Origin of the sequence: Streptomyces sp. NPDC051320 (genome assembly GCF_040682175.1) — a bacterium.
Lineage (GTDB): Bacteria > Actinomycetota > Actinomycetes > Streptomycetales > Streptomycetaceae > Streptomyces.
On the sequence record NZ_JBFBAL010000004.1, the window covers coordinates 223,874 to 240,479 of the forward strand.

The 16,606-nt window shown below is 71.0% G+C and carries 10 protein-coding genes; 1 reads left to right on the forward strand and 9 read right to left on the reverse strand.

What is annotated here, in order from left to right; genetic code table 11:
* Positions 1 to 29 precede the first annotated feature (29 nt).
* The 3 genes from AB0M87_RS11325 to guaA form a co-directional block, all read right to left on the reverse strand.
* A complete protein-coding gene (locus AB0M87_RS11325; RefSeq protein WP_365851707.1) occupies positions 30 to 1,325 on the reverse strand; it encodes a hypothetical protein in 1,296 nt (431 codons plus the stop codon).
* 144 nt (positions 1,326 to 1,469) lie between these two features.
* On the reverse strand, positions 1,470 to 2,258 hold the full coding sequence (locus AB0M87_RS11330) for a class II aldolase/adducin family protein (RefSeq protein WP_365851708.1): 789 nt from the start codon (positions 2,256 to 2,258) through the stop codon (positions 1,470 to 1,472).
* A gap of 134 nt (positions 2,259 to 2,392) precedes the next feature.
* Complete coding sequence (gene guaA, locus AB0M87_RS11335) at positions 2,393 to 3,967, reverse strand: glutamine-hydrolyzing GMP synthase (protein ID WP_365851710.1); 1,575 nt, start codon at positions 3,965 to 3,967, stop codon at positions 2,393 to 2,395.
* 297 nt (positions 3,968 to 4,264) lie between these two features.
* Between guaA and AB0M87_RS11340 the strand changes: the two genes are divergently transcribed.
* Positions 4,265 to 4,591 (forward strand): chorismate mutase, encoded by a 327-nt coding sequence (locus tag AB0M87_RS11340; protein ID WP_365851711.1) that lies wholly within the window; start codon positions 4,265 to 4,267, stop codon positions 4,589 to 4,591.
* 655 nt (positions 4,592 to 5,246) lie between these two features.
* Here AB0M87_RS11340 and AB0M87_RS11345 read toward each other — a convergent pair.
* The 6 genes from AB0M87_RS11345 to AB0M87_RS11370 form a co-directional block, all read right to left on the reverse strand.
* Complete coding sequence (locus AB0M87_RS11345) at positions 5,247 to 7,163, reverse strand: GMC family oxidoreductase (protein WP_365851712.1); 1,917 nt, start codon at positions 7,161 to 7,163, stop codon at positions 5,247 to 5,249.
* A 19-nt stretch (positions 7,164 to 7,182) separates the two neighbouring features.
* Positions 7,183 to 8,805, reverse strand: coding sequence for a succinic semialdehyde dehydrogenase (locus AB0M87_RS11350; RefSeq protein WP_365851713.1), 1,623 nt, complete (start codon positions 8,803 to 8,805; stop codon positions 7,183 to 7,185).
* Between the two features lie 141 nt (positions 8,806 to 8,946).
* Positions 8,947 to 10,647 carry a serine/threonine-protein kinase gene (locus AB0M87_RS11355; protein ID WP_365851714.1) on the reverse strand — a complete coding sequence of 567 codons (1,701 nt, stop codon included), beginning with the start codon at positions 10,645 to 10,647 and terminating at the stop codon, positions 8,947 to 8,949.
* A 58-nt stretch (positions 10,648 to 10,705) separates the two neighbouring features.
* Complete coding sequence (locus tag AB0M87_RS11360) at positions 10,706 to 12,364, reverse strand: serine/threonine-protein kinase (RefSeq protein WP_365851715.1); 1,659 nt, start codon at positions 12,362 to 12,364, stop codon at positions 10,706 to 10,708.
* 33 nt (positions 12,365 to 12,397) lie between these two features.
* The gene (locus AB0M87_RS11365) at positions 12,398 to 13,951 is read right to left on the reverse strand and encodes a serine/threonine-protein kinase (protein WP_365851953.1); all 1,554 of its coding nucleotides are present in this window, start codon (positions 13,949 to 13,951) and stop codon (positions 12,398 to 12,400) included.
* A gap of 148 nt (positions 13,952 to 14,099) precedes the next feature.
* Entirely contained in the window at positions 14,100 to 16,502 is a 2,403-nt protein-coding gene (locus AB0M87_RS11370; protein ID WP_365851716.1) for a protein kinase, read from the reverse strand.
* Positions 16,503 to 16,606: the final 104 nt, after the last annotated feature.

Sequence of the window (16,606 nt, forward strand, 5' to 3'; positions counted from 1 at the left end):
CTCCGGGGGCGGAGCCCCCGGGGACGGTGCTAGTCGGTTACGTCGACCTCGTGCGGCGCTGTCTCCAGACCCGCAGCGGTGATCACCCGGACCTCGACCCGCCCGGGCTCCACCTCCACCGGTACGGGCACCACAAGCACCGTGTCGGTCGGGTTGGCGAAGCCTCCGAGGACCGGGACCAGGGGGACATGGACGTGCACGGTTCCGATGCGGACCATCATGCGGGCCAGCAGGTCGGGGGTGCCGGCGCCCGGGGGGATGAAGCCGGTGCCGCGGATTTCGATGTCGTCGCCGGTGCGGATCGGGGCGTCCAGGTCACCGGCCTCTCGGGCACGGACCACCGAGAGGATCACCGGGCGGCCGCCCTCCGCGTACTTGCCGGCGAAATAGGTCGCCGCCGAGACGGCGACCAGCAGGGCCACCCCCCACGGCAGGTCGGGGAGCTGGTCGGGGCGGCGGGCCAGGCGGACCATGGCGAAGACCGCCGCGACCGCGTTCAGCAGGACGTACTGCGTGTCCGCGAAACTGCCGCGGCCGGCGTCGTCGGTGAGGAGGTCGGCGGCGCGGGGGCGGTCGGCCGGCAGCTTCTGGAGTTTCTGGGCCGGCACCCGGATGGCCACCACCCGGAGCACCACCACGGCGATCAGACAGACCAGGGCGAGCACGGTCACCAGGCCGGCACCCCGGGCCAGTTCGAGGCCGTCGATGAGGGCGTCGCGCCGGTCATGGCCGGACGCGCCCGCCAGTTGGAGAGAAAGGATCAGGACGGAGAGGACCGCCACGAGCACCCACACTCCGGCGACCGCGCGCGAGGTGGAGAGGCGGTTGTCCTCGCCGATCAGCGGGGCCAGCAGCCCGCCGCGCGCCCGGTGGAAGCGGGCCGCGCCGGTCAGCAGCCCGGCGGTCATCAGCGCTGCCAGGAGGCCTGCCGTGCGCGCCGCGCTCCAGCCCGCGCCGATCGCGGTCGCCGATTCGGCCAGGGCCAGTACCACCGCGCCGCCCCAGACCATCAACAGCGTGCGCTGCCACACCTGGTGGAACCAGGCTTCACCGGCCTCCCGGTCGCGGTCGGCCACCGTACGGGCCGACTGGGTCAGCTCGTCGGAGACCCACTGCCGTGACGCGCCTGCCGAGTGCGCGACGGCCGCGGGCAGCCCCTGCCCGGCCGCCAGTTCGTCCCGCTTGGCGAGGAACGCGGCAACGGCACGCCGATGCCCCTCGCGTGCGCCGTGCGGACATGCGGGACATGTACAGCCGCTGCCGTGCGCACCGGCGTGCGTCCCGGCGTATGCGCCGTCGTCCTGCCTTGTCTCCTGCAACGCCACGAAGAACGCCGCCCTTTCCGCACCGTGAACTTCCTTGGGATTCAAGGGGATTGTGCCGTACGGAAAGCACGCTGCCCGCAGCAGGTCAGGTCAGCGGGGGTGATGTGCGAGCCGTTGCGTTGACGGGCGGTGGGCAACAGGCCGTCAGGACGGTGTGTCCGGCAGCGTTCGGCTGATGCGGCGCCACAGCGGCTGGTAATTGATCCAGGCGACCAGATCGCTGCCGAGCTGCTCGCGGGTGGCGACCGCGTCACCGTGCTCGATCAGTACAGGCTTTCCGGCGGCCCGGGCGGCGAGCTGCACCTGGCAGCAGCGCTCCATCGTGTGGAACCACCAGGCCGCCGCGTCCACCGAGTCGCCGACGGTGAGCAGCCCGTGGTTGCGCAGGATGACCCCCTTGCCGTCGCCGAGGGTGGCGGCGATCCGGCGGCCCTCCTCCTCGTCCACCACGACACCGCTGTAGGCGTCGTACAGCGTGTGGTCCTGGTAGAAGGCGCAGGACTCCTGAGTGATCGGGTCGAGCAGCTCGCCCAGGGCGGACAGTGCCCGCCCGTGCACCGAGTGGCTGTGCGCGACGGCGACGACCCCGGGCCTGGCCCGGTGCACCTGGGCGTGCACGGCGAACGCGGCCTGATTCACATGGTGGCGGCCCTCCACGACCTGCCCGTCGCCGTTGGCCAGGATCAGGTCCTGCGCGGTGATGTCCGCGAGGGGCGCGCCGAAGGGGTTCACCCAGTAGCAGTCGGCGTATCCGGGGTCGCGTGCGGTGATGTGGTCGGAGACGCCGTCCTCGTAGCCGTAGTGGGCGAACAACCGCAGCGCCCCGGCCAGCCGTGTCTTGCGGTAGTGCCGCTCCTCGGCGAGGGATTCGTGGACGGGTGGCATGGCGAACTGGAGCTGTTCCACCGGTATGGGAGCTGGCGCATCGGTCATGGCGGGAAGCTACCTCGCGGTAACCACAGGTGGGAAGGGGTAGGCGGCAGAGAGCGGCGGACAGGGCGGAGAAAACGACCGCGCCGCCGTCCGGTGGTCCGGGGCGGCGGCGCGGTGCGGGTCTGCTGGGGAGATCACTCCCACTCGATGGTCCCCGGCGGCTTGCTGGTGACGTCGAGCACGACCCGGTTGACGTCGGCGACCTCGTTGGTGATGCGCGTCGAGATCTTCGCGAGCACGTCGTACGGCATCCGGGTCCAGTCCGCCGTCATGGCGTCCTCGGACGAGACGGGACGCAGCACGATCGGGTGGCCGTAGGTCCGCCCGTCGCCCTGCACGCCGACCGAGTGGACATCTGCGAGCAGCACCACGGGGCACTGCCAGATCTCGCGGTCCAGGCCCGCCGCCGTGAGCTCCTCGCGGGCGATGGCGTCGGCCTCGCGCAGCAGGTCGAGGCGGTCCTTGGTGACCTCTCCGACGATACGGATCCCGAGGCCCGGGCCGGGGAAGGGCTGGCGGTGCACGATCTCGTCGGGGAGGCCGAGTTCCTGGCCGACCATCCGGACCTCGTCCTTGAACAGCTGGCGCAGCGGCTCGACGAGCTGGAACTCGATGTCGTCGGGGAGTCCGCCCACATTGTGGTGGGACTTGATGTTGGCGGTGCCGGTGCCGCCGCCGGACTCGACGATGTCCGGGTAGAGAGTGCCCTGCACGAGGAAGGCGACGTCCTCGCCCGCGTCGGCGATGATCTCGGCCTGGGCCTGCTCGAAGACCCGGATGAACTCGCGGCCGATGATCTTCCGCTTCTCCTCGGGGTCGGAGACGCCCTTGAGCGCGGTCAGGAAGCGGTCCTCGGCGTCGACGACCTTGAGCTGCACGCCGGTGGCCGCGACGAAGTCCTTCTCGACCTGCTCGGTCTCGCCCTTGCGCATCAGCCCGTGGTCGACGTACACGCAGGTCAGCTGAGATCCGATGGCCTTCTGGACGAGCGCGGCGGCGACCGCCGAGTCCACGCCGCCGGAGAGCCCGCAGATGGCGCGCTTGGCGCCGACCTGCTCGCGGACCAGCGCGACCTGCTCCTCGACGACGCTGGTCGTGGTCCAGTTCGGCTCGATGCCGGCGCCCCGGTAGAGGAAGTGCTCGAGGAGCTGCTGGCCGTGCGTGGTGTGCAGCACCTCGGGGTGGAACTGCACGCCGTACAGCTTCTTGTCGTCGTTCTCGAAGGCCGCCACCGGTACGACGTCGGTGGAGGCGGTGACCGTGAAGCCCTCGGGGGCCGCGGAGCAGGCGTCGCCGTGCGACATCCACACCGACTGGTCGAGGGGCGTGCCCTCGAAGAGGGTCGAGCCGGGCTGGGAGACGGTCAGCGAGGTGCGGCCGTACTCGCGGGCGCCGTTGTCGTCGACCGTGCCGCCGAGCGAGGTCGCCATCAGCTGGAAGCCGTAGCACATCCCGAAGACCGGAACCCCGGTCTCGAAGAGCTCGGGTGCGGTGGTCGGGGCGCCCTCCGCGTACACCGACGACGGACCGCCGGAGAGGATGATCGCCTTCGGGTTCTTGGCCAGCATCTCGGCCACCGGCATGGTGGAGGGAACGATCTCGCTGTAGACCCGCGCCTCACGGACACGACGGGCGATGAGCTGGGCGTACTGGGCGCCGAAGTCGACGACGAGTACGACGTCGGGGGCGGCGGGGGGCGCTGCTGGCACGGGGCGGCCTTCCGGCGGGGCATGAACGGGGACATCAAGAGGTCTGGTATGTCGATTCTACCGGGGTCGGCGGGGGGCACTTGTCCCCTCCCTCCGGACCCCGCATAATGGCGCTCATGCATCAGCAGCTGACCTTCGTCTTTACCTATGGCACCGGCCCGTCCGGCTGCCATGGTCGTGCTGCTTGATCCACTGACAAGCACTTCCCCAGGCGCCCCGGGCCGACAAGGTCCGGGGCGCCTGTGCATTCCGGACCGTGTCGGCGCCGGGGGCCTCGCCCCTCGAGGAGTTACCGACATGAGCACCTCCACCACCCGGTCCGTCACCACCGCGAACACCCCGCCGAACGCCCCGGAGAAGACCGGCGCGCACAGTGCGGAGGCGGCCGCGCTGATCACCGGCGCACGCGAACGCATCGACGGCCTGGACGACCGGATCATCGGCCTGATCCAGGAACGGATCGCGGTGTCGGAGGTCATCCAGGACGCCCGGATGATCTCCGGCGGCCGCCGGGTGAACCTCTCGCGCGAGATGGAGGTGCTGAGCCACTACAGCGAAGCGCTGGGCAAACCGGGCACCGGTCTGGCGATGACGATGCTGGAGCTGTGCCGGGGACGGATCTGATCACCGGGCGGGCGAGGCGGCGGGTTCCCTATCTGAGTTCGGGCCCGCTCTCACCCGTACGGCGCGTGACCGGGCTCGACGGCGGTTCGTTGGTCCCTACGTCCGCACCAGCCAGGGGCGGCCCGTCAGAAAAGCAGAATCCACGCGTGGCTCCGCCGCGGTGTGTGACGTACTGCAGGTGCGTCGTGGGACCACACTTCGGCGTGCGTGACCGGACGGCAGGGGACAGCGGCCCGGTCACCCCAAGGCGGTCGGTTCCGGGGACGCCCGGGGCCGACGGCCCGGTCCCCCGGGTTCCCAGCCCACAGTTCCCCGCCATCGGACGCGCGTCCTCAGCAGTTCTTCAGGGCCCCGTGGAATTCCTCCACGGGGCCTCTGCCGTTGCCCGGCCGGCCCTGGCGGCGCCGATCCGGTGACGCACGTCACATAAAGGATTCGTGAATCCGGAAGCAACCATTCACCGGGTTCACAGGTCATCCATGCGGAACCACCAAAGGCCCCAGCTGTGCGCACACGTACCGCGGCGCGGGCCTCGGCCGGACTCGGGAGGGCTGCACTCGGAGGGGGGTGCAGCCCTCCCGCATGCCGGGACGGACCGTGGGCGGGCGTGCCGGGTGGGCGATTGTGCCGGGTGGGCGGGGCGTGCCGTGCCGGGTTACTTCTTCGATGGCATCGCCGGCATCCCGAGGAACGGCAGCTTCAGCGCACCGAAGGCTTCCGCCGGCACCGCCGGTGACTTGGGTTCGACCGCGGCGAGGCGCCGGTATGCCTGGTCCTGCCCGGGACGCGGGTCCTCCTCGCCCTTGTTGGGCCAGTACGACATCGCGCGCTCCGCCTGCGCGGTGATGGTCAGCGAAGGGTTGACGCCGAGGTTCGCCGAGACCGCCGAGCCGTCGACCACGGAGATGCCGGGGTGACCGTACAGCCGGTGGTACGGGTCGATCACCCCCTCGTCCGCGGAGGCGCCGATCGGGCAGCCACCGAGGAAGTGCGCGGTCAGCGGTGTGCCCATCAGCTCGCCCACGTTCGAACCGGCGAAGCCGTTGATCTCCTCGGCGATCAGCGTCGCGGCGCGGGTGCCCGCCGCGATCTGCTTCGGGTTGGGCGCACCGTGGCCCTGCCTCGCGGTGAGCAGGCCCTTGCCGATGCCGCCGGGCTTGCGGTAAGTCGTCAGGGAGTTGTCCAGGGACTGCATCACCAGACCGATGATGGTCCGCTCCGACCAGCGTCGGTTGGACAGCGAACGGGCGGCGGCGGAGGGGTGTTTGACGACGTTGCCGAGCCAGCCCAGGACACGCCGTGAACCGTAGGGAACCTGGATGATGGACATGGCGCCCATCGCGTTGGACCCCTTGCCGTACCGCACCGGCTCGATGTGGGTGTCGCCGTCCGGGTGGATCGACGAGGTGATCGCGACGCCCCGGGTGAAGTCGGCCTTCGGTGCACCGTGCTTCTTGCGGTAGCGGCGGTTGGTGGTCTGCGCGCCCACCAGCGCTTCGGAGTTGGTGCGGGTCAGCTCGCCGAGCTTCGGGGAGATCCGGGGCAGCAGCCCCTGGTCGCGCATGGTGTGCAGCAGCGTCTGGGTGCCGTAGGTCCCGGCGGCGACCACCACCTGGCGTGCGCGCAGCACCTTCGGCGCGGGCTTGCGGACGTTCGTGGGGACGGTGGTGACCTGGTAGCCGCCCTCGCCGTGCTCGGCGATCGCGGTCACCGAGGTCAGTGGGTGGATGACCGCACCGGCCTTCTCGGCGAGGTAGAGGTAGTTCTCGGTGAGGGTGTTCTTCGCACCGTGCCGGCAGCCGGTCATGCACTCGCCGCACTCGGTGCACGCCTTGCGCGAGGGGCCCGCCCCGCCGAAGTACGGGTCGTCGACCGCCGCTCCGGGCTTCACCCGTGCCGTGCCTTCGGCGTCCTGGCCGTCGCCGAAGAAGACCCCGACGGGCGCCAGGTGGAAGGAGTCACCGACGCCCATCGCTTCGGCGGACGCCTTCAGGTGGACGTCCGCCGGTGTCATGGTCGGATTCAGCCGCACCCCGAGCATCCGCTTGGCCTGGTCGTAGTACGGCGCCAGCTCGGACTGCCAGTCGGTGATGTCCGCCCACTGGGGGTCCGCGAAGAACGGCGCCGGCGGGACGTACAGCGTGTTGGCGTAGTTGAGGGAGCCACCGCCGACGCCCGCACCGGCGAGCACCATCACGTTGCCGAGCAGATGGACGCGCTGGATGCCGTAGAGCCCGAGCGCCGGGGCCCAGAGGTAGTTCTTGACGTCCCAGGAGTTCTTGGGCAGCGTCCCGGCGGTGAAGCGGCGGCCCGCTTCGAGTACGCCGACCCGGTACCCCTTCTCGGTCAGTCGCAGCGCGGTGACCGAACCGCCGAAGCCGGAGCCGACGACGAGCACGTCATAGTCGTAAGCAGTGTCGTCGTAAGCGGCGTCGTCGTGAGCGGTGTCGTGGTGAGCGGTGTCGTCGTGAGCGGCGTCGTCGTGAGCGGCGTCGTCGTGAGCGGTGTCGTGGTGAGCGGTGTCGTCGCCCTGTTCCCCGTCCTCGCTGCGGACGGAGTTCTCCTGTGTCATCGACTCTCCTCGGGAGGAACTAGCGGAGGCGGAAGGCCTTCATCGCCTTGAGACTGCGGCTCATGAACGCCGCGTACTTCTCGTCGTTCATGCCGAAGGACGGGGCCATCGGCATGATCCGCTGATGCGCGACGGTCTGTGCCTCGGTGTATTTCAGGATGCCTTCGGAGCCGTGCCGGCGGCCGAGGCCGGACTCCTTCATGCCGCCCATCGGGGACTGCACGCTGCCGTACGCGGGGGCGTACCCCTCGTTGATGTTGACCGTGCCGGTCCGCAGCCGGGCCGCGACGGCGTGACCGCGCTTGCCGTCCTTGGTCCAGACGCTCGAATTGAGGCCGTAGGGCGTGGCGTTGGCGATGGCGATCACCTCGTCCTCGTCCTTGAAGCGGTAGATGGAGACGACCGGGCCGAAGGTCTCCTCGGAGCAGACGGACATCGGCGCCTCGACACCGTCGAGAATCGTCGGCTCGTAGAACAGCGGGCCGATGTCCGGGCGGTGCACGCCACCGGCGACGAGCTTGGCGCCCTTGGACACCGCCTCGTCGACGTGCCGTTGCACGGTCTCCAGCTGGCGCTCGCCGACCAGGGAGCCCATGTCGGCGCCGTAGGCGAGGGAGTTGCCGAGACGCATCGCCCGGGTGCGGGCCGCGAAGCGCTCGACGAAGTCGTCGGCGATCGACTCGTGGACGTAGAGCCGCTCGATGGAGATGCAGAGCTGACCCGCCGACGAGAAGCAGGCGCGTACGGCTCCGGCGGCAGCCTTCTCCACGTCGGCGTCGCGCAGCACCAGCATGGCGTTCTTGCCGCCGAGTTCGAGGGAGACGCCGACGAGCCGGGCCGCCGCACCCTGGGCGACCTCGCGGCCGGTGCGGGTGGAGCCGGTGAAGGAGACGTAGTCGGCGTGCTTGACCAGCTCGGGGCCGACGACCGGGCCGTCGCCGATGACCACCTGGAAGACCTCGCGCGGAAGACCGGCCTCGATCAGCAGATCGCGGGCCCACAGGGCGGTCAGCACCGTCTCGGTGTCGGGCTTCATCACCACGGCGTTGCCCGCGGCGAAAGCCGGCAGGGCGTCGCCGACGGACAGCTCGAAGGGGTAGTTCCAGGGGGCGATCTGGCCGACCACGCCACGCGGCTGACGCAGCTCGGTCACCTTGGTCAGGGTCGGCACCGCGCCGGTGTGACCCTTGGGCTTGAGGTACCAGGGGGCCCTGCGGCCGTAGTGGCGCGCGGCCACCGCGACCGCCTGCACCTCCTCATGGGCGTGCAGCCTGGCCTTGCCGGTCTCCAGCTGGATGAGGTCGAGCACCTCGGCCTGCCGGGAAAGGACCAAGTCATGGAAGCGCAGCAGGACGGCGGCCCGGCTGCGGACGGGCATCGCGGCCCAGGCGGGCTGCGCCGCGCGGGCCCGCTCGAAGGCGGTCGCCACGTCCTCGGGGGTGGACTCGGGCAGATCGGCCAGCTTCTCACCGGTGAACGGCGTGTGGTTGGCGGTGCGCCCGGAACCGACCACGTCACGGGTCAGCTGGGCGACCACCTCGGGGGTGACCACATCGGCAGCGGTACGCACACCGGCGGGCGCGGGGGCGATCGGGTTCGTGCCGTGGAGGGCAGCGGCGGTGGGAGCCTGCGAGTCCGTCATGAGGGGAGGCTATGCCTCGGTGGACACTTTCGGTACCCATGGGTAACACCTTTTCACCATCCCCCCTTATACCGCCAGCGATCACTGGCGGCATAAGCCCTGATCAGGTGGCTCATGCCGCTCGATCATGCGGGATGCGGCTCAGAGCCCGTCGATCCGAAGATGTGCCGCAGTGTCGGAGAACAACTGGTCGCCGACCTTCGCGGCCCAGCCGTGCGCGGGGCCGGTGACCCGCAGCCGCCAGTAGACCGTGACCTTGTGCTTGCCGTTCGCCCTGCCCGGGACGAGCAGTTCGTGGTAGCGGTGAATGACCGGGGTGTCGCTGCTGTCCGACGGAGCCACGAAGTCGGTGATGATCTCCGAGGCGTGCTGCCCCTGATGGTCCAGGGGCTTGACGGTGACGTGGGGCTTCGAGAGCTCCGTTCCGTTGTCGCCGCCGGATTCGTAGTGCTTCTTCCAGGCGTCGGGGTCCGGGCCGATCACCGTGTCGTCATCGGTGGCGGCGGCGTCGGCGGTCGCGGTGTCCACCCGGTCGACGAAGACCGAGAAGACCCCGCTGGGATCCCAGTAGGTGACGGTGTTGTCGTCGGAGTCACCCTCGACACGCTGGTAGTCCTTGGGTACGGCGACGTCCGCCTTGAGCACCTCGGTCTCCGGGCGCACCAGCCAGCCGGACGGCAGACCCCCGCCACCGAACGGGTCGGCGAAGATCAGCACGAGCACGACCGCCACGGCGAGCAGTGCGGCGCCGAAGCCGTACTGGGCCTTGCGGTTGCGGTGCAGGACCGGCGGAACCCAGATGTTGGTCGCCGACGGATCCGACAGCGCCCCGGCCGGACCGAAACCGCGCGGCTGCACGGCGGTCGGCTGGGGCGGGCGGGCCACCGAATCCAGCGTCTGCCGGATCTCGGCCGCGTCCGGCCGGTCCACCGGATTCTTCCGCAGCAGCTGCATCACCAGCGTGCCGAAGGCGCCCGAGCCACGGGCCGGCACCTGTGGCTCGGCGCTCAATACGGCCTGCAACGTGGCAGGAGTGTTCGAGCGGCGGAACGGGGACACCCCTTCCACCGCCGCGTAGAGCACCACGCCCAGTGACCAGAAATCGGACTCGGGACCGGGGCGCTGTCCCAACACCCGTTCGGGGGCGATGTATTCGGGTGAGCCGACGAACGCGCCGGTCTCGGTGAGACCCTGCTCGCCCTCCACCTGGGCGATGCCGAAATCGGTGAGCACCACGCGCTCACCACGGCCGAGCAGCACGTTGTCCGGCTTGACGTCGCGGTGCAGCACGCCCGCCGCGTGCGCCGCGCCCAAGGCGCCGAGTACCGCGAGGCCGATACGCGCGGCCTCCCTGACGTCCAGGGTGCCTTCGCTGAGCCGGTCGCGCAGCGAGGGGCCGTGCACCAGCTCCATCACGATCCACGGCTTGCCGTCCTCGACGACCACGTCATGCATGGTGACGACGGAGGGGTGATCGATCCGGGCCGCCGCACGCGCCTCGCGCTGCATCCGCAGATAGACGTTCTCGCGCTCGCGGGCCGGCAGATGGTCCGGGACCCGCGGTTCCTTGATCGCCACATCGCGGTCGACGACCTCGTCGTGCGCGCGCCAGACCGTACCCATCCCGCCGTGACCCAGTCGGCTGACGAGACGGTAACGGCCACCCAGCACCCGCCCCACGTCGGCGTCCTCGGGGGGCCGGACCGCGGACACCTGCGTCGGTTCGTACCGCCGCGCTTCGGGCTGCGGCGTTTCGGGCTGCGGCGTTTCGGGCTGCCGCGGTGCCGGTGGCCGCAGACCATAGCTCGTGGGCTCGTCGGCCCGCCCCCCGTTGTCGCTCATGATCTCCATCCTGGCGCGCCATAGATCGCTCGTCCATGCCTACTGACCCGTGCCCACCTCAGCCGGCGGCCGTGAACGAGTCCACGGCCGTGTCGAAGTGCCGTTTCGCCGTGTCGATGCTGCCGACGGGGGCCGAGACCCAGACGTCGTAGAGGTGGCCGTCCTGTTCCCAGCAGAGGTCATAAGTGTGGCGCTGCCCCTCGGCCTTCGAGAAGCCGTTCCAGCTGAACTCCCAGAGCGCGGCGTCGTGTCCGTCGTGGGTGGTGGCGGTGACCCGGCCGTCGTGATAGCCCGGGTTGGTGGAGGGGCCCGCGGTGTCCGACGCCTGCTGGGCGGCGACCGGGCCGTCACCGGGGGTTCCGTGGATCCGGATGCCGATACGGAAGACCTTGTCCGGCGTCATGTAGTAGATCCGCTCGCCATCGGTCCAACGGGTGGCGTCGCTGGGCACGGCGAGCGAAAAGCCACCCGGATCGCCTGCGGTGCGGTATCCGGCCGGGGCGTCGGAACCGCCGGACGCGGAACTGACCGGACGGGCGTCGCGGCCACCGGACCCGCTTCCGCCGGCCGTGGCAGCGGGCTGCCGGGTCACCGTGACGGTCGGGGCCGGTCTCGGGGACGCCTTGGACGGCTCGTATGCCGGTGCGCTGTGGCGTGCGGTGGCCTTACCCGTCGACGAGCCGTCCTCCCGGACGGCAAGCGCGACGGCCGAACCGGCAACCGCCACCGCCAGCACCGCGACGACCAGGGCGGTACGGCCGGTGAACCGCCGACGCGGTGGTGGGGCCGGCGGTGGAGCGACCCCGGCCGGTTGCGGGAGCGGGGCCGACTCGCCGGCGGCCGCGGCCGGAGCGGGGACCGGGGCCTGCGTGGGGACGGTGGCCGGCTCCTGGTCGGCGGCCGGGTCCGTGGAGACGTAACCGGCGAGCAGCCGCTCGGCCTCGTCGGCGGTCAACCGCTGTGCCGGGTCCCGCGCCAGCAGCCCCCGTACGACGGGGAGCAGCGGGCCCACCGCTGCCGGCGGGCGGATCTCTTCGGTGACGACGGCGTGCAGCACCCCGCCCAGCGAGTCGCGGTGGAAGGGCGATTCACCGCTCAGCGCGGCACACAGCAGTGCGCCCAGCGACCACAGATCGGCTTCCGGACCGGCGGTCCCGCCCTGCATCCGCTCGGGGGAGGTGTACTCGGGAGAGCCGATGAAGGCCCCGGTCTCGCTGATCGTCGTGGCTCCCGCGACCCGGGCGATCCCGAAGTCGGTCACCACCACCCGGCCGCCGTCCTCCAGAAGGACGTTGGCGGGCTTGATGTCCCGGTGCAACACCCCCCGGGCGTGTGCCGCCCGGAGCGCGCCGAGCAACGCGATCCCGATTCCGGCGGCCTCCCGGGTGTCGACCGGTCCGTGGTCCTTGAGCCGGTCGGCCAGCGAGCCGCCGACCACCAGTTCCATGACGATGTACGGGCGTTCGTCCTCGACGACCACATCGTGCACGACGATCACATGCGGGTGCTTGATCTGCGCCACCGCACGCGCCTCGCGGAGCGCCGACGCGGGGGCCGCTCCGGTCTCCGGATGCAGCTCCTTGACGGCGACCTCGCGGCCGAGCAGCTGGTCGGTCGCCCGCCAGACGGTGCCCATACCGCCTCTGCCGATCCGGTCACCGAGCAGGTAACGTCCGGCGATCAGCCGGCTGTTCCGCGATGGTGCGTCGTGTGGCACTCGTGCTCCCCCTACGTTCCCCGCGCCGGGTGGTCAGCTCGGCGGCTGCCAATAGCGAAGGACCGTGTCGAACCGCTGGCGGTTCCAGTCACCGGCCGGACCACCCATGTAGATCGCGTACTCTGCCCGGCCGTGGTCCACGTTGTACATCTGGTCGATGGCGCGGCGCAGGCCCGGGTGGTCCTTGGTCTCGGTCCAGGTGAACTCCCAGAGCGAGGCATCCTGGTCCCGGAAGTTGTTGACGTGCAGGGTCAGGCGCTTGTAGTCCGGCAGCCGATCGAGCTGAGGTTCCAGAGCCAGCTCGTGCAGATACGGGGTCTCGTAGTCCGGGCTGTTGTCGACGCTGATCCGGATGAAGTGGTTGCCGTCGTCGGGCGTGTAGTCGATCTCCCCCGTTCCGTCCGTCTGCCGCTCCCAGCCGTCCGGTACGGCGAGGCTGAACCCTTCAGGGTCCTGCACCCGCTTCCAGCCGTCGGGCAGACCCTGCTGCGACTTGGGCCTTCCGCTACGCGGGGTGGGCCCGGGCGTCCGCACCTCACCTGCGGTGGAACTGCCGGGCCGGTTCTTGTACTTCATGGCGCCGAAGCCGACCACTCCACCGGCCAGCACCGCCAGGACCATCACCAGTACGAGCGTACGCAGCCGCCGGCGCCGGGGTCCGGCTGCGCGGAGCGGGGCGGATTCGGCCACCGGGTCCGGGATCGCCTGTCTGTTGGTCGTGGCTTCCTGCAGCACCCCCTTCGCGAGCAGTTGCGTCGGGACGTACGCCTGGGCCTCCTTCGGCCGGCGTCCCTCCATCGCGTCGAGCAGCATCCGCTCGGCCTCGACGGGATCGGGCCGGTCGGCGGGGTCCTTGCGCAGCAGCGCGGTGATGACGGGCTCCAGTGGCCCCGCCCGTTCGAGCGGCGGCAGTTCGTCATTGACCACCGCCTGCAGGGTGGAGATCGGCGAGGTGCGGCGGAAGGGGGAGCGCTCCTCGACGGCGGTGTAGAGCGTGGCGCCCAGTGACCACAGGTCCGAGGCCGGGCCCGGAGCCTCACCGTAGACCCGCTCGGGAGCCAGGTAATCGATGGAACCGACGATCTCGCCGGTCCGGGTTATCTCGGAATCACCCTCGATCGCGGCGATCCCGAAGTCGGTGAGGAGCACCCGGCCGTCCCGGGCGAGCAGCACATTGCCCGGCTTCACGTCCCGGTGCAGCACCCCCGCCGTGTGCGCGGCCCGCAGCGCGCCCAGCACGTGGAGCCCGACCCTGGCGGCCTCGGCGGGTGACAGTGGGCCCGACTCCTTGACCTCGTCGGCGAGCGAGGGGCCGTCGACGTACTCCATGACGATCCACGGACGGTCGTCGTACTCGATCACGTCGTGGACCGTGACCACGCCCGGGTGGTTGATCCGGGCGGCGGCGCGCGCCTCCTTCTGGGTCCGGGCATGCAGGACGACCCGGTCGGCCTCGGCCACGTACAGACCGGCCGTCAGTTCCTTCACCGCCACGGTCCGGTGCAGTACTTCGTCGTGGGCGCGCCAGACCTTGCCCATACCGCCACGGCCGATGAGCTCGCCCAGCCGGTATCGGTCCGCGAGCACCAAGTCCGCGCTGTGAGTGTGTTCCACGTGCCCCTGTCCCCGTTCCCTCGACTGCCAGGTTACGGACGGAGGTTCGGTCGTGGAACCTCGGGGCGGACCGTGATACCGCACTGTGACGGGAGCCCACCACCCTCTGCCTGCGGGGTGGTTACGTGTCGGCGTGGTAGCTGGATACGGCCTGGTCATAGATTTCGGTGACCTTGTCGCGCTGCGACTCGGGCCCGATGACCTGCACGATGTGGTACCGACCGCTGATGATCATCGCTACGTTGCGGACGAAAACCTCGCGGCCACTGCTGTCCTGCCAGGTGAACTGCCCCTCCGCCATGGCCTGCGTCCCGACGTCGATCCGGCGCAGCCCGGCAGCGGACGACCACGTGGAGTCACGGAACGGCTTGAGCTCCCGCTCCTTGTTGCGCTGATACGCCATCGGGTCGGCGCCGTCGTCCTTCACGCTGTCGCGGCCCGGCACGACGATCAGCTCGAAATCGCCGCCGAGATAACGGATTTGTCCGGCGTCGTTGACCGGGCGGCGCTCCCAGTCCTTGTCCACCGCGACGCTGAATCCCTCGGGGTCCTTGCGAACGGCGTATCCGGCGGCCGGTCCCCCGCTGTCCGGCTCGGTGCCCTGCGGCTCCCCGGGCGACTGCGACTGCTGCGAGGGCCCGGTGTCCGACTTCCCGGCGGAGGTCCCGGCGGAAGCCCCGGTCGCCGGCCCGGTGGGGACGGCGGTGGGTGCACCGCTGCTGCCGGACTGCCGGGTCCCGGCCTCGGGCATGAACTTCAGCGCGTAGACCAGCGCGGCGATCAGCACGACCAGGATGACGATGACCAGGGTGCGGCCGAGCGAGCGCGGCTGCCCGCCGCCGCGGGGCTGCGCTGACCACTGTGGGGCGGTCCGGCGAGCGGTGACCGGCTCCATGGCCTGTACGGACGGGACGGCTTCGGTCTCACCGCGCCGGTCACCCCGCTTCCGCTGGCGATGCCTGCCGTGCACGTCGGCCGCAGCGGCCTTGCGGTTGCGGCGCCTGCGGACCAGCTCCCCTCTGCGCCGCACGATCGGCAGCCGCGCGGCGTCGACGGCGGGAACCGGCACGATGCCCTGTCCCGCGTCCGGCTCCGGCGCGGACCGTACGAGCGAACGCAACCAGCCGCGCAGCTCCTCCATGTCCGGGCGCTCCGTCGGGTCCTGACGCAGCAACGACTCGACGACCGGCCGCAGTGGGCCGCACTCCTCGGCGAACGCGGGCGGCTCGGCGCACACCAGCTGGACGAGCTCGGCCGCGCTCTCCTCCGGATACGGCGCATGGCCCTGGACGGACCGGAACAGCAGCGCGCCGAGCGCCCACAGGTCGGTGGCGGGACCGACCGGGGCGGCAAGCTGCCAGTTCTCATGGACCGGGCCCGCCTGTTCGGGCGCCCAGCGTTCGGTGACCGGCCCGACGACGGCGATCCGCGCCTGCCTGGCCCGCTCCGCGGCGAGCGGTGTCGCGGGGCCGCGGCGAACGGGGGCGACGGACTCCGCCGTCGCGCGGTTCCAGCCCCCGGCGACTGTCTGCTGCTCCGTGACCTGCGAGGGCAGGACGGTGTCGCGAGGTCGTGGCTCGGCGTCGTACCAGTGGCCCGCCAACTCCTGCCGCTCGACGTCACTCACCCGGGCGGCGGCGCGGGTACCCGCACGGTAGGCGGCGATCGCACCGGCGCGTGCGGCCCTGATGTCTCCCGAGCCGCCGCCCCGGAGGGCGGGCAGGGCGGTATCGGCCCCGGGTTCCGCACTCGCGCCGGCGGCGGGGGCCTGCCGCTGTGCGGGCATCGTGTCGCCGTAAGGGTGGTCGTACCGCGTCTGCGACGGGTCGGGCTCCTGAGGCGCCTGCGCCTGCGGCTCCGGAGGCGCGTCCGGGTCCGGCTCCGGCGGGCTCTCCGGCGGTAAGTCCGGTGCCGGCACCGGATCGTAGCCGCACAGCGCCTCCTCCGCCGCGCCCGATGCCAGGCCGGTCAGCACCACCCGGCCGTCCTCGCAGACGAGCACCGTGCGGGCGGTGATGTTCCGGTGCGTCCAGCCATGGGCGTGCAGCACCCGGAGCGCGGTGAGCACATCGGCGGCTATCTCCGCGGCCCGGTACGGGTTCAGCGGCTTCTCGGCGAGCAACGCCGCCAGCGGTCTGGCCGCGACGAGTTCACTCACCACCCAGAGCGAACCGCCCTCCGCGAACACGTCGAAGACCTGGTCGAGGCGGGGGTGATCGGGAATCTGCGCGGCGGACTGCGCCGCCTCCATCGCCCGCCGGACGGCCGGCTCGGTGGGCCGCCGGGTGGTGCCCGCCGAGGGCCGCCGGGGAGACGGCACGCCGGAACCTGCCCCGACGCCGGGGCCGGCGCCCTCGTCCAGCACCTCGGCATCGACGACTTCGGGCAACGGCACCTGTCTGACCAGGACTTCCTGTCCGCTGTAGGTGTCGAAGGCGCGGGTCTCGGCAAGCTCGAACTCGTCGGAAGGCGGCAGCGGAAGGCGGTAGCGGTCGGCAAGAACCCTTCCCGCATACTCGTCCACGACGCCTCCCCGGAGCGCGCTGTTCCTTGGTCAGGGGACCACATCAAACCGTCAATTACGGTCGATTACGGGCCCATTGCGGCTGCGTACGGTCCGCGTCCTCT